Source organism: Shewanella sp. ISS20, from assembly GCF_056522965.1.
Map to the genome: position 1 here is coordinate 1,104,626 of NZ_JAWRZK010000001.1, position 14,229 is coordinate 1,118,854.

Here is a 14,229-nt window from a genome sequence, read left to right on the forward strand (position 1 = left end):
GCTATTTAGGCTGCTGCAGAGGCTTTATGCTCATGCGGGCTTAATAAATTTAAATCAAAATCAAATTCATCAACGCGAATTGCAAGTTCACGTTTGTGATTATAACTGATGAGCTGTTGATGCTCGGCGGCATTAATCACCCCAGAAGCTAATGCGGCATCTAAGGTTTCAGAGAATCTCACCCCAGCTCTGAACGTCTTTTTACGCAGCGCAATCTTAACCCGCGCCAGTAAATCCAAGCATTCCATCTTCGCCAGATAAGCTTGCTCATTGATGTCATTACCATCCCCTGCAACAGGGCGAATGAGCTCGGTAAGCTGCGCTTTAATTTTGGTATTCATTTGCGCGGCTTCAGCTAACTCACGCACTAAATCATCAGAAATCTTAGGCATCTTAGCTGAGTAAGTTAAGGTGATAAATTTCATCAATTGGCGGGTTGGCGCCGATGGGAAGTTATCTAAGAAATCTAACATGGCCTTTTCTGCCTGCGCTAAAGACCAACGCGTCGCATAATGAAAATACGGCGCGGCTTCGGTGCGATTAGTATCCAGCACTTTGGTTTCGTAATAGCGAATGGAGGCCATCGCTGCATACAAGTAGCTCATGACGTCGCCAAGACGCGCTGACAGCATTTCAGCTTGTTTCAACTTGCCGCCTAATACCAGCAAAGAGAAATCGGCATACACAGCAAGCTTTGCGGCTAACTGATTAACGGCTTTTTCATAAGGAACCACTTCAGCTAAGCGGCTATCTTGCTTAGCCAAGAAAGGCAATAAACCGAGTTTAAAGGCGCGTAAACTATTACGAACACTATAACTGACAGTCTTAGTTAATATGCCATTAAAGGTGCTGTCGGCATCTGACGCCTCACTGTGAATAGCTTCTACCATACTTTGCAGATATGGATGACAGCGCATCACGCCTTGACCAAAAATCATCAAGTTACGGGTCAGAATATTGGCGCCTTCCACGGTAATGGCAATGGGCTGCGCTACATAGCCTGAAGCCAAAGTGTTTTGTGGCCCGCATTGTATGGCTTTACCCGCTTGGATATCCATGGCGGAATTAAGCACATCACGTCCAATTTCTGTCATGTGATATTTAGCAATAGCCGTAACGACTGAAGGCTTCAGCCCTAAACCCAAGCCTTCCGTGGTAAGCACGCGCATAGATTCTTGCAGATAGGTTTTACCGGCAATATCGGCCAACTTTTGCTGAATACCTTCAAACTTACCAATGGATAAGCCAAATTGTTCACGCACAGCAGCATATTCAGCGGAGGACTTAAATGACGCCTGCGCTACACTGACCCCAAGCGCAGGTAACGAAATTCCGCGACCAGCCCCTAAGCAACTCACTAACATTTGCCAGCCACGACCAATGTTCTGCTGGCCACCAATAATAAAGTCCATTGGAATAAAGACGTTATCACCACGAGTAGTACCGTTGTAAAAACGTATTCCCATAGGGTCATGGCGATTACCTAATTGCACGCCTGGATGACTTTTAGGAATAAGCGCGCAAGTAATGCCTAAATCATGACTACTGCCTAGTAAACCGCTTGGGTCTTGTACCTTAAAAGCTAACCCCAGTACCGTCGCAATCGGGGCTAAAGTGATATAGCGCTTATCCCAAGTTACCGATAAGCCTAAGGTTTTCTCGCCGTTATATTCACCATAAGTCACTATGCCGATATCAGGGATACCACCAGCATCAGAGCCAGCTTCTGGGCTAGTTAACGCAAAACATGGGATATCATCACCAATGACAAGCTTAGGTAACCAGTAGTTACGCTGCGCCTCTGTGCCGTAGTGCATTAATAACTCACCAGGGCCTAAGGAGTTAGGCACCATAACGGTTACTGCCACTGCTGAACTTTTAGCGGCAATAGTTGCCACTATGGTGGAGTTAGCATATGGACTAAATGCTAAACCGCCATATTGCTTAGGAATGATTAATGAGAAGAACTTATTAACTTTGAGAAAATTAAGTACATTCTCAGGTAAATGTTCACCACTTTGAATCGCAAAGTCATCCACTAATGCCAGCAGGTCCATCACAGGGCCATCGAGGAAGGCTTGCTCTGCCATGCTTAACTTGGCATCAGGAATTGCGCGCAGGGCTGAAAAATCAGGTTTACCTTGATAAATAGAACCTTCAAGCCAGACATCACCAGCATCTAGCGCTTCCTGCTCTGTGATAGAAATGCTGGGTAAAATTTTCCTTAATTGGGTGCGTAAACTCATATCCATTACTCGTCTGACCAGGGAACACATCCTCATATTACGTCACAAGTACTGATTATGATCAACAAATTTAAACAAACGTTTGATTTATTTTTTACTTTACAAGTTCACCCGCAGCGCTATGCGTACCAAGACCGCCATCAAATAAAGCTAATGCATTGATATAAAGACTATTTACATAAAATTAAGGCATTCCTAATGCAAGGTGTAACACAGGGCAGAGTAATACTGGTTTAGATTAAGCACGTGGAATCGGTAATATCGTATGGCTAGATTTAGGTGTGGCTGCGGCATGAATTTACATGATAATGATTATTTGAGATTTAAGGATTGTGCTTGAATTAGCACCAGATGGATCACTTTGTAGAATACCAAGGGGAAAGGCTGACTTGACATATTGCCAAGTCATAGTAACAAAAACTTAAATGTTCGCTGCAGCTTGCACGTATTTAATCAACGTCTGCAACCTTCTCTTCATCAAGAGTGGTAACGTCTGCGTCAGTGGACTCTTGCTCCATCAGCACCATTTGGCCACTACAGTCATAGGCATTAGCCATCATGGTCACTGACCCTAAGAAACCTAACGGTTGGTAAAGATATAAGGTATCGCCACCTAATGCTGCTGTTTTAATGCGCATTTGGTTAAGTGTTCCCCACACCATGGTTTGATCGCTATGTAACCAGAAGTCATAAAAGTGACCTTCACTGCCAAGCACAGTATCAAGATACTGACATTCAGCAATACCATAGGGATTATCCCATATCACTTTGACATTATTAGAGTTTTCAGTTGGAAAAGTTATGCAGCCCGTTAGCATTAACGGCAATAGTGCAACAATTAGATATTTCATAGATGCCTCAGATTAAAAAACCAGCGCATCGTAGAACAAAAAACCTAGCACTCCAAGCCTCACACTTTCAAACAGCGATCAAGATCATCAAACGCCATGGCGCTTGCAGCTAAATTACAATTAGGTTTAGAGAACAAATAGCCTTGAAACTTACTGACTCCCATGTATTTCAACCACTGATAATTTTCACGGGTTTCTATTCCCTCAACGGTGAGGGTAAAGTCTAAGCTCGTCCCCAAGGTTAATAAAGCATTGATGAGACCAATCAAGGCATCCTGCTGATAATGCTTCCTCATAAAACTTGCATCTTATTTCACTTCTTCAGGATGCAATCGCAAAATAAAATCTAAATTGGTAAAGCCAACCCCAAAATCATCAATCGATAAACGTACGCCAGTGGCTAAAATCGCTTGGCATTGCTGCGCGGTAAAACAATTAGCTTGTTGCTCGGTAATTTCAAATAACAAGCCGCGGCGCTGACTTGGCGAGAGCTGACTCAAGCGTTGTAAATACTCTACTTGGCAAAAAGATGAGGGAAAAGCGTTAACCGAAAATTCTATGTCAGGTCTAAGTTTATGTTGCTCTAATACTTGCTCAAGTACCCAGATATCAAGCAATTAAGCTTGAGCTCGATTTTCCATTTCAGTTAATAAGGCCACATGATCAAACGGTAAGCCGTCTAAGCGCAGTAACGATTCAACACAAATAGCTTCGGAATTCACATCCCATTGCTGCTGAAAAACAAGATATAAGTGCTGTGTCCACTGCTGTTGACACTTAATAAAATCAAACAAAGCAAAGGCCCGAATTCAACTCCGAAGTGCGACACTCAACAATTAAGCAGCTAATTGGTGAAACACCAGCGCAGGCTGCTTAAACTTCAAACACTTTTTGGGTCGATAGTTAATTCTATTCTGAGCAAATTCGATCAATTCATCACTCACTAGCCTCAAATCAACGCCTTTTTTGACATACTGCCGGAGTAATCCATTGGCGTTTTCATTCGCACCACGTTCACACGAACGATAAGGGTGCGCAAAATACACTTGGGTATCTAGCGCCTCTGCTATCTCTTGGTGGTTAGCAAATTCGCGTCCATTATCTGCCGTTATCGTTAGCACATGCGCCTTATAGGGCATCAGCAACTCAATCGTCGCTTTCGTTACATCTGCCGCTGACTTCGAATTGACTTTCTTTATCAAATAAAACCGAGTCTTACGCTCTAATAGGGTCACAATTGCTCCCGTACCATGTAGACCCAATACAGTATCGATTTCCCAGTCTCCGAATCGTTCTCGGCTATCGACAATCGCAGGTCTGTCGTCAATGGATACGGCGTTTTTTATGGTAGGAGCTTGCTCTACTTTACCGCGCCGATAACGCTTATGTCCTTGGCGTAAATGACGATAAAGTTTACCACCCCGGCGTTTGTCGCGTGCAATATAGCGATAAATCCACTCGTGACTGACGGGTTCCTTCACTAGGCGCAACACCTGCGAGATTTGCTCAGGGCTCCAATCCAATTCCAGCAAAAGGATGATGCTCTCTATTCGCTGCGAGGGTATCGCATATTTACTCGACTGACGCCTTATTGTGACAGCCTGCTCGTGTGCAATATCAGGCTGATAGCGTGATTGCCCTTGGCATCGTTTCACTTCCCGATAAACACTAGAGCGATGGCAATGAATGCATTTAGCTATATGTGCTATCGAAAAGCCCTGTTCTAAAAGCACGGAAATCTGGTATCGTCTTGCTTCAGTCAACTGTTGATAATTCATAGTGATACTCTTTTACTTTGGCGAGATAAAGCGTACCACTTTCAGCAATTGGCTTCTTCTACACCTCAATTAGAGTGTCGCAGTTATTATCTGAATTCTGGAGTAACCTCTGAGTTATCACTGATAGACTCATCTAATCGCTGCAATCCTTTAACTGCGATGCCATCAATTAACGGGATGCCGCTCAAGTTATTAAGTTGCTAAACCACCCGGATCGCACCACACCTTAGAACCAATTGCTCAGCATTTAAACCACTATTTTTTAGCAAGTTACCAGTTAAAATACAAGCGCATCGGCTTGCATCACCGAAAACTGTGACAACTTGTATCAGCAATTCACCGCCAATCGCGTAACACGCTGATACCAAAGTAAAAAACATCATTTATTGATTTAAATCAATAAATTTGCATGACATCAAAATGAAATATTATATTAGTAGTCTCAAATTTTGATTTAAGATATTTAAAGGTAAATTCTTGAAAAAACTATTATTAATCTCAAGCATAACAATGCTGAGTGCGTCTTTTCATTCGCAAGTGTCAGCCCATGGCTGGGTTGAGTTTCCTGCGGCGCGCCAAGTCATATGTTCGGAAAACGGCGGCCACTGGTCAAATAATGGCCAAGACATTCCTAACCAAGCCTGTAAAGCGGCTTATGACATCTCAGGAACGTACCCTTTTGTGCAAATCAATGAATTTGCTGCGTTAACCAAAGATTATCGTGATATTGAAGCGGTTAAACGTCAAGTACCTAATGGCGAGCTGTGCTCTGCTGGTGCTAGCGCTAAATTGGGTATGAGCAATCCTTCAAGCGAATGGCAAAAAACTAAGATTAAGCTTGATAGCAATAATCAAATTTTATTGACCTTCCATGCTTCTGCGCCCCACAACCCGTCATTTTGGGAATTTTATTTAACTAAACCTGATTACGACCCAAGCCAAGCATTGACGTGGGATGATTTAGAACTGGTCGACACCGAAGGCAATGTGGCGGTTAGCGATGATCGTAAATATCGCATCAAGGTGACTTTACCTGCAGATCGTAAAGGCGACGCTATTTTATACACTCGTTGGCAGCGTGATGACCCAGCCGGAGAAGGCTTCTATAATTGTAGTGATATTAACTTTAGTGCCAATGGTACTGATGGTAACGGTGGCGATATTGTCGACCCAGAAGATCCAACATTCAATGAGCTAGGTTATTACTTGCCACAAGGTTTCCCAACGCCAAATGTTGATGATTATGTGAGTTTCCGTGGCTTTAATAATAATGGCCAAGAGCAACTAGAAGAGCGCTTATTAATTACTGCCAACAATCAAGATAACTGGCCGGAATTATTAGCCCTACAAGTCAACGATAAGCACAAAAACAAGTGGTTTATCGGCATTTGGCATGCAGAAATGCAGCACTATATGTACGACCGCCAGCAGCCTTATGCTAACAAGGTATGGAATAACGACAGCAAAGCAAGTTATGCCTTAAGTATCGTCCATGCTGAGCCGCCAATTGATCCACCAACGCCGCCACAACCAGGTGATAACTGGAATAAAGATACCACCTATAACGATGGTGATACTGCCATTCATTTAGGTAAACATTGGCAAGCCCATTGGTGGACTAAAGGCGATGAACCAGGCACTACCGGTGAATGGGGTGTATGGCGTGAAATCAACGGAACTACTCCGCCTTTGCCACCACTTCCTCCAGTCACAAGTGACGAGTGGAATGTGGAAGCGACTTACTCTGAAGGCCAACAAGTGATCCACAATCAAGTACTGTGGCAAGCCCATTGGTGGACTAAAGGCGAAGAGCCTGGCACTACCGGCGAATGGGGGGTGTGGCGCGCGGTTAAATAACCCCCCACTCACTTAACTCGCACTTAGCAGGAATACAGGCGTTAACTTGTATTCTGCTAAGTTTATTCAAAACCAGCGAGTTCTATATCAAGCAACTCGTTTTACTCCCCATTCCCCCTCGCCTAGCAACACAGTTCGAATGAGAACACCTACAGATTCATCACTGAGCTTTACCCACCATGTCATACGCACCAAGCGCATAATCGCCAACATCAAATGGCTCTTTTACATCAGCATTTTTAAGTGTTCCGTTTTAATCTATAGGTTGTTAACACCAAGGATTAGTGCCAAACATATCCGGCTTAAGTTTGCGGCAATCAGCGCTTATCTGGTATTATCACTCGGTTGCGTTACATGCTAGTGGCCTTGCTTACTGCGCTGAACACTAGTCGCACATAAGAGTGTTAACTCTCGATTAGACAATCAGGCAGCAACGCCAATACTCGCAATAGCATGACGTTCAATAGCACCTTGAGTGATCGGCATGATTAATCATCGCCGATCTAAGTGTTAACCCCGTCGTTCTAACTACGAGCAACGCAACTTTTACTACTTGCCTACAGGTATCACTATGATCAACCACTTTAGCGTATTGGGGATCAAACCCTCTGCCAAAGACGATGACATTAAAAAAGCCTATAAACGGCTCTCCAATAAATACCATCCAGATAAACTCATCAGTGCCAGTGAAGATGAAAAGCAACTGGCAGTAGCGGCTTTGCACCGCGTACAGAAAGCCTATGATGTGCTGTCAGATCCTAAGCAACGCAGCGCCTTTATTCGCGATTTCAATAACGTCATTGTCACTGACCCAAGCGCGGCCATGCGTGAGATCTGGGACGGTTTTTATTAACCTTGATTGACCACTTGGCTTAACACAAGTTGGCTTATTTAAGTCATCTTGCATTTAGATAACTTCACCTGAGTTTGTTATGGCAACTACATTAAATATGGCTCGTGTTAACGAGCTTAAAGATAACGCATACGACAACATTGAATCGTATAGCGATCCAGAAACCCCTGAAGCACTGGCTCAATTTTCGAAGCAAATTAAGCAGATATTATTAGCTGATCCAGCTATGTTAGATTCTGTACCAGAATATTTACCGGTCGCCTTGTTCAATCAAGTGAAATTTCCAGCCGAAGCTAAATTGCAATGGGCTTACTGGATTGAACACAGCATTTTGCCGACTTGGGATGAGTTTAAAACCAGTATTGCCTTTAATAACGTTGACTTACCTTTAGTGTTAGCGGTTAAAGACTATAGCGTCAGTTTATTAGTTGAAAGCTGCGCTGTGCTGTATTTATTGGCTCATGAACCAAAAGTAGCAGCACCTGCGCCTGTCGCTGATGATCATGACGATGATGATGATGACGATTACAACGAGCGTGATGAAGAAGGTTATTACGATTTCTATGATGATGAGGAGCGTTAATGAATAGTCTGATTGCAATTACCGTCGCCGAGATCAAAGAACTTGCTGATGTCGAGCCAAGACAAGCTAGCAAGCGATTTGAGATTATTGCCAATACCATGAATGACGAGCAATTAGTCGAAGTCATTGAAAATATGGATATTGTTACACTGACGCAAATCAATAGTCATCATGATATTTCATGCCCATCTATCATGTCGGAATTGATGAGCCCAGAACAGATTCGTGACATAGTGTGTCAGCAACCTTTGTATTGGGAAGAGCAAATTAAGTCCAATGCTGAAGAACTGATCCAACATACGTTTGATTTTTTAACATACTTGATCCGCATTCAAGAAAGTGAAGAAAAACAAACAGCTATTTTAGAGTGCATCGCTGAAGATCCTGCGGGGCTATTCTATCTATCGATTCCGTTCATTGAGCTGGTTTTAGCGCCAAGCAGTGATGATGACGCACCAATTATTGATGTATTTGATGATGAAGATGATGGTGAAACCGTAGGTTACTCAGACCGTTCGGAATCCGAAGAAGCTTTTAGCCTAAGCATCGATGATCCGCGCAGCTTACTCGCACTTATCCGCGAGCTTGCGCCAGATGTTGAAAAAGCCATTAAGAACTTACTGCGCAATGAAAGTTCTAGCTGGCAAAATATCATCAACAAATTTGTCAGTGAATTGGTTTTACAAGCGAAAGAGAAAAACCAGGTGACCGACGAATTCGCTGAAGTTGACGATATGTTCAGCTTTTTAGATTAAGGATTAGTATGCAACTGGTATTACGCGATCCTAATCAAGGGCCATTTTTATCTAAAGTTATCGCCTACGGCCGAGACGCACAATTACTGTCAGATGAAGAGTTAGCGAAAATCAAAGCCAAGGCTATGTTGATGAGCCTAAAATTGGCCGACAAGTTCTATAACAAATACAAAATGCATTTGTTAGAACAAGCAGCATTTGACGTAATTGGCGTCGTGAGCCTTGGCCTAATAGCGCTGACCGAGCGCAATGAGTCTCGAGCTTTGAACTTGCTGCAACAAAATGATGGCGTGGTGAAATCCTTCCAGAAAGGTTGGAGCATGCTAACGGTTGTAAGCCAGTTTAAACAAAATAGTAAATCCATCTATGGCGACGTCGACAAAAATCTGATGGAACAAGTTTCTTGCCCACCCGATAGTGACGAATGGCAAGGTTGGCAAAGTTATCAAGATGCGCTGAGCGATCATCAAAGGCAGCAAGCCATTGCGGTTTTACGTCAGCATTTTTACCATATTGGCAGCTATGACCCGTTAGAGTGTTTAAATCTTGAAGGCGTATTAGCAGAAGCTGTGTTATACCGTATTTGCTTTGGTGATATCAAAGTCAGAGAAGACCTTAAACGCAAAATTGGCCAAATTGAACTTAATCCAGCATGGTTTGCTGAAGATTATATTCAAGTGGCTACCGACAAAGCCTTAGCCTTGTTACCTGCTGAATCGGTTGCCATTATCAAGGCTGATTTAGGTAAGCATTTCAATGCCGGAATTTTGCGCACCCTGCAATTTGCACAGCATTATCGAACGCTATTATTAGCGGATGCTAGTCCAGAAAAACTCGAGCGGTTTGAGTATAAAGAAGGATTGCATGGGCTGTTAGGTTGGCCGGTCTATTTGCAATTCTAACGCTTATCATCAGCCTAGTTAGCACTAGGCTGATGCTTCTAGACACTAATCATTTATCTTTCTGTTTTGCATTCACCCGCGTCAGTTATTTACGGTGAAACCGTCAACCACAACTAAATCGCCGGATTGTTCATCTAAACCATCACCTTAGTCTAAACTTAATAGGTATTTGCTCGCCTAGCATAAAACAAGATTTCAAACTTCATGGATGTGTATATTAACACTAAGGATTAGTCTGCATGCCTAACCGTTTATTCTACCGCCTTGCGCTACTGCTCATCATCGAGATATCTGCAGCCTTGTTATGGATTGGGTTAGCATGGCCTATAGACGGTTTAGTCGTTATTTTATTGTTACTTGTGAGCATTCAGTACTTATGCATGCGCAGCTCGACTAAAAAAGAGGCAGCTAACATTAATCAGTTGATGCCGGATAAGAGTCATTCATTGCCTATACAGCAACCACCTTTGCCTCAACCATCATTAATCAGCATCATAGATAAAGCAGTACATGAAATTAATACTCCTTTAGGGACAAGTCTAATTACTGTGACTCATTGCCAAGACGCTCTTGAACATTTAGAAAAAATCATCACAACTAATGAACACAACCTCAATGAAATTACTGACTACATAAGTGAAAATAAACAATCTTTGGCCTTAATGCATAACAATTTGTTGCGGTTAAATGATTTGATAAAGAACTTTCATACTGTCAGTCATAATCATGACACTCTGCATGCCGAACGCATTCATATTGCCAGTCATATTGAGCAAATTGTCAGCGATATGCGTCCACAAATTGGTATGCATAGCATTAATGTCGATTGTGATCAGCAAGTTTGGTTCAGCTTAAGCCCAACGATATTGTATAACATCATCAATAACTTACTTCTTAATGCGTCGAGACACGCGTTTGATGATGGCACGCTCGGTAATATCTTGCTGGCCGTTAGTATCGATGAAGAACAACAGTTAACTATTATTTGCCAAGATAATGGCTTAGGTATGACAGATGAGATTAAATCGCAAATATTTACCCCTTTCTTTACCACCAAACAAGGTTTAGGAGGGTCTGGATTGGGCTTAGCCATAGTTCATGGTGCACTCATGTCGATTCACTGCACCATACGCTGCGAAAGTCAGCCGTATCAAGGCTCGAAATTTATTATTAAAATTCCAAGCCTAGAAACTCATGCGCGCGATTTTACATTAGTTAGACAGCAAGTGTCTTAAATCACCCGACTAAGCTATCAAAGTTTTGGATGGTGATAACCTAGGCAACCTCTCAATTAATAACTCATGATTAAGATGATGCCAGCAAGCAAAATAATGCCACCGACTCGCACCCGAATATGCTTGGACGACTTTTGCTTAAAGAATTGTGCAGATAGTTCACCGCTAAGATTAAGAATAAGACCCGTTAATACTATGCCTGCAAGGTAAAACTCAAGTTCACCGCTATTAGCCAAGACCCGGCCATAACTATAACCATGACTCAATGCAAAGAAGCCTACTATGCCGGCTGCCACTAAGGTAGAAAACCTCGTACCATCGCAAATTAAAATGCCCATGACCACCACTGATAACAAGATCCCAGCATTGGCCATCGCCAGTGATAAATGGGTATAAGAGAGGAAGGTGCCTATGACCATAAGGCCAGTAAAGGTTAGAGGTACAAACCAAAGCGCCCGCCCGCCAAGCTGCGCCGACCAAATTCCCACAGCTAGCATCATCAATATTGTGGCAATAACAGTAGAGGATATGGACGTACTATGAGCAACAAATTGCCAACCATCGGTCACTACGGTTAAATAAGTGAGCGGGATCAGCGCCAATAATAATAAAGTACTAAGAACTTTCTTGGTCGAGGTTATGAGCATAGTTCACCCCATATCACTGTTATTTAAGAACAAAGTTTATACCTCCACCATACTCCCTTCACTCTTAAACAAGTTGATCTCCATCAAGGTTTTCTACAAATCACACACATATAAAATCAATGCATTAACAGCATTAACCATAAATACACCTTGCTATTAGATTCTGGTTAATTTGCGTGCTGATGAAGATATTTATCTAACTGGCCGGCAAAAGCTTGCTTGTCTTTTTGATTGATGGCATCGGGTCCACCGCTTTGAATGCCACTAGCGCGCAGAGTATCGAAGAAATCGCGCAGATTAAGGCGCTCACCAATATTGTCCGGTGTAAATAATTCACCGCGCGGGCTTAAAGCAAGCGCTTGTTTGGCAATAACGTCGGCGGCAAGTGGGATATCACTGGTAATCACCAAGTCCTGAGGTTCACATAATTTAACGATTTCATTATCCGCCACATCAAACCCACTGGCGACACGGATAGTATGTAAGAAACGACTGGGAGGAATTTTTAGCATTTGGTTGGCAACAAAATACGTATTGATTTGCGACCGTTCAGCAGCGCGGTACAGCATCTCTTTAATCACTACCGGGCAAGCATCGGCATCAACCCAAATTGTCATAACGACCACCTTTTCATAGTTAAGGCCGTTATTATTAAAGATACATGCGCTTATGTAAACCTGATAACCAGCTAAGTTCACGCACCAAAATAAACACCACTAGCAAGCTGATAATTACGCCAACTTAAGCGGCATAAATATCACAATAACGCATTTCAACCATCATGGGATGAAGGCGATTATGCATCACTTTAATAACATCAAATCGGTGTAACACCTTCTGCTCAGATAATTCACAAGATTCATCAAGCAGCATGACAGAGGCGGCCTGTAAACTGGTATCCACGATTAATACTTTAGCTCGTATATTAGTTGTAGTGACTAACTCAACGACTTTACCAACATCAGAAAATACGCATTGCTGACTTGCATTAAAAAACCATGATTTAGGCATTTGCGGAGTTAACAGATATTTAGCGGCAGTCCCATTCAAACAAATTTGCACAATAAGTGCATCAGTGAGTGATAACTGACGTTTCATGCTATCGATTAATTCAATGTAATATCTGGCTTGCGCCATAGTAAATGGCTGCAGGTATTTAGCATCAGGGATCAATTGCTTGATAGTGTAAGGTGTCAAAAATTCCATTTCGGCACCTAAATGAGCACTTAGAACTTGGTATTGATCGTTATATCCCCAAAGCCAATCCTGTTGCGGCAAGAATAACATAACGTAACCTATATCTTATGTTGTTTATATTTCGACAAATAATAGTATGCTTTTTAAGCAATATCAAAATAAAATTGTCAAACTGTTATTGATGATCAACCTTATAAAAAGATCGTTGTTAGCTTATCAAGCAATAACAACGATCTGGTTAGGATCATTATCACTGTGAGCAATAATTAGACTTATATTACTTATTCTTTAAATACTGTTCTGTAATATCGTTAATTAACTGCGGTCCTTGATAGATAAAGCCTGAGTAAATTTGTACTAAACTGGCACCTGCATTAATTTTATCCATGCCATCTTTGCCTGAGTTAATACCACCAACGCCTATGATAGGCATATGTCCACTCAAATGGTTATGTAATTTGGCAATCACTTTTGTCGCTAATTCCGTTAATGGTTTGCCCGATAAACCACCGGTTTCATCGGCATTAAGTAAGCCACTCACACCATCACGAGTTAAAGTGGTATTGGTCGCAATCGCGCCATCAAATTTGTTTTTGATCAAAGATTCAGCGATCTTCGCGATCTCTTCATCCGATAGATCGGGAGCGATCTTTAAAGCAATTGGTACATATTTATTAAATTTTTTGCTTAATTCTATTTGTTTATCTTTTAAAGCTGAGAGTAGTTCATCTAATAACTCACCATACTGTAAAGTGCGAAGCCCCGGAGTATTAGGAGATGAAATATTGACCGCAATATAGTCAGAGTATTGATACACTCTTTCCATACAAATCAGATAATCATCCTTACCCTGCTCGACTGGAGTATCTTTATTTTTACCAATATTAACCCCAACGACGATATTAGATTTCTTGGCTTTTAAGTTTTCGACTAGATGATCAACCCCTTTATTATTAAATCCCATGCGGTTAATAATGCCTTTAGCAGGCTTTAAGCGGAACAATCGCGGTAAATCATTACCTGGTTGCGGTCGTGGAGTCACAGTGCCAACTTCAATATGACCAAAGCCCATTGCAGCAAAAGCATCGATGGCCTCACCATCTTTGTCCATACCTGCCGCTAATCCTACTGGATTGCTAAAAGTAATACCCATACAGGTAACTGGCGCTGGTGCAATGTGCTGACGGTACAAAGCATCGAGTGGCGAGTTAACGGTAGTACGCAAACTCGTCATCGCCAAATGATGAGCACGTTCCGGATCCATTTGGAACATGATTTTTTGCGCTAATTTATAAAACATGACTTCTCCTAGACCTAAAAAAAGC

General features: G+C 42.2%; 14 protein-coding genes and 1 pseudogene. 6 read left to right on the forward strand and 9 right to left on the reverse strand.

The genetic code is table 11. From position 1 onward, the window contains the following. Positions 1 to 5: 5 nt before the first annotated feature. From AC1HDP_RS05040 to AC1HDP_RS05060, 5 genes and pseudogenes are all read right to left on the reverse strand, one after another. Positions 6 to 2,276, reverse strand: coding sequence for an acyl-CoA dehydrogenase (locus tag AC1HDP_RS05040; protein ID WP_479639827.1), 2,271 nt, complete (start codon positions 2,274 to 2,276; stop codon positions 6 to 8). A gap of 419 nt (positions 2,277 to 2,695) precedes the next feature. After that, complete coding sequence (locus AC1HDP_RS05045; protein ID WP_479637901.1) at positions 2,696 to 3,097, reverse strand: DUF4156 domain-containing protein; 402 nt, start codon at positions 3,095 to 3,097, stop codon at positions 2,696 to 2,698. 59 nt (positions 3,098 to 3,156) lie between these two features. Beyond that, positions 3,157 to 3,714: pseudogene (locus tag AC1HDP_RS05050) on the reverse strand (EAL domain-containing protein). Continuing rightward, a complete protein-coding gene (locus tag AC1HDP_RS05055; protein ID WP_479637902.1) occupies positions 3,715 to 3,891 on the reverse strand; it encodes a hypothetical protein in 177 nt (58 codons plus the stop codon). 42 nt (positions 3,892 to 3,933) lie between these two features. Next, complete coding sequence (locus tag AC1HDP_RS05060) at positions 3,934 to 4,875, reverse strand: IS30 family transposase (RefSeq protein ID WP_479637903.1); 942 nt, start codon at positions 4,873 to 4,875, stop codon at positions 3,934 to 3,936. Positions 4,876 to 5,352: 477 nt separating this feature from the next. On the opposite strand from AC1HDP_RS05060, the gene AC1HDP_RS05065 reads away from it, so the two are divergent. The 6 genes from AC1HDP_RS05065 (at position 5,353) to AC1HDP_RS05090 (ending at position 11,060) form a co-directional block, all read left to right on the forward strand. After that, entirely contained in the window at positions 5,353 to 6,732 is a 1,380-nt protein-coding gene (locus AC1HDP_RS05065; RefSeq protein WP_479637904.1) for a lytic polysaccharide monooxygenase, read from the forward strand. 571 nt (positions 6,733 to 7,303) lie between these two features. Next, positions 7,304 to 7,585, forward strand: a complete 282-nt coding sequence (atcJ, locus tag AC1HDP_RS05070; RefSeq protein WP_140932780.1) for a cold adaptation protein ActJcold adaptation protein ActJ — start codon at positions 7,304 to 7,306, stop codon at positions 7,583 to 7,585. Between the two features lie 79 nt (positions 7,586 to 7,664). Further along, complete coding sequence (atcA, locus tag AC1HDP_RS05075; RefSeq protein WP_479637905.1) at positions 7,665 to 8,168, forward strand: cold adaptation protein AtcA; 504 nt, start codon at positions 7,665 to 7,667, stop codon at positions 8,166 to 8,168. After that, the gene (gene atcB / locus AC1HDP_RS05080; RefSeq protein ID WP_140932782.1) at positions 8,168 to 8,923 is read left to right on the forward strand and encodes a cold adaptation protein AtcB; all 756 of its coding nucleotides are present in this window, start codon (positions 8,168 to 8,170) and stop codon (positions 8,921 to 8,923) included. Before atcA ends, atcB begins: the two co-directional genes overlap by 1 nt. Before the next feature lie 8 nt (positions 8,924 to 8,931). Continuing rightward, positions 8,932 to 9,825 carry a cold adaptation protein AtcC gene (gene atcC, locus AC1HDP_RS05085; protein ID WP_479637906.1) on the forward strand — a complete coding sequence of 298 codons (894 nt, stop codon included), beginning with the start codon at positions 8,932 to 8,934 and terminating at the stop codon, positions 9,823 to 9,825. A gap of 239 nt (positions 9,826 to 10,064) precedes the next feature. Further along, positions 10,065 to 11,060 carry a sensor histidine kinase gene (locus tag AC1HDP_RS05090; RefSeq protein ID WP_479637907.1) on the forward strand — a complete coding sequence of 332 codons (996 nt, stop codon included), beginning with the start codon at positions 10,065 to 10,067 and terminating at the stop codon, positions 11,058 to 11,060. 56 nt (positions 11,061 to 11,116) lie between these two features. Here AC1HDP_RS05090 and AC1HDP_RS05095 read toward each other — a convergent pair whose 3' ends face one another. The 4 genes from AC1HDP_RS05095 to pyrD all read right to left on the reverse strand — a co-directional run bounded on the left by AC1HDP_RS05095 (position 11,117) and on the right by pyrD (position 14,204). After that, positions 11,117 to 11,707: a HupE/UreJ family protein gene (locus AC1HDP_RS05095; RefSeq protein WP_479637908.1), complete on the reverse strand. Its 591-nt coding sequence runs from the start codon at positions 11,705 to 11,707 to the stop codon at positions 11,117 to 11,119. Positions 11,708 to 11,874: 167 nt separating this feature from the next. Continuing rightward, positions 11,875 to 12,324 carry a YaiI/YqxD family protein gene (locus AC1HDP_RS05100; RefSeq protein WP_479637909.1) on the reverse strand — a complete coding sequence of 150 codons (450 nt, stop codon included), beginning with the start codon at positions 12,322 to 12,324 and terminating at the stop codon, positions 11,875 to 11,877. Positions 12,325 to 12,448: 124 nt separating this feature from the next. Further along, positions 12,449 to 12,994, reverse strand: a complete 546-nt coding sequence (locus AC1HDP_RS05105; RefSeq protein ID WP_479637910.1) for a cell division protein ZapC domain-containing protein — start codon at positions 12,992 to 12,994, stop codon at positions 12,449 to 12,451. 187 nt (positions 12,995 to 13,181) lie between these two features. Next, positions 13,182 to 14,204 (reverse strand): quinone-dependent dihydroorotate dehydrogenase, encoded by a 1,023-nt coding sequence (pyrD, locus tag AC1HDP_RS05110; RefSeq protein ID WP_479637911.1) that lies wholly within the window; start codon positions 14,202 to 14,204, stop codon positions 13,182 to 13,184. Positions 14,205 to 14,229 lie beyond the last annotated feature (25 nt).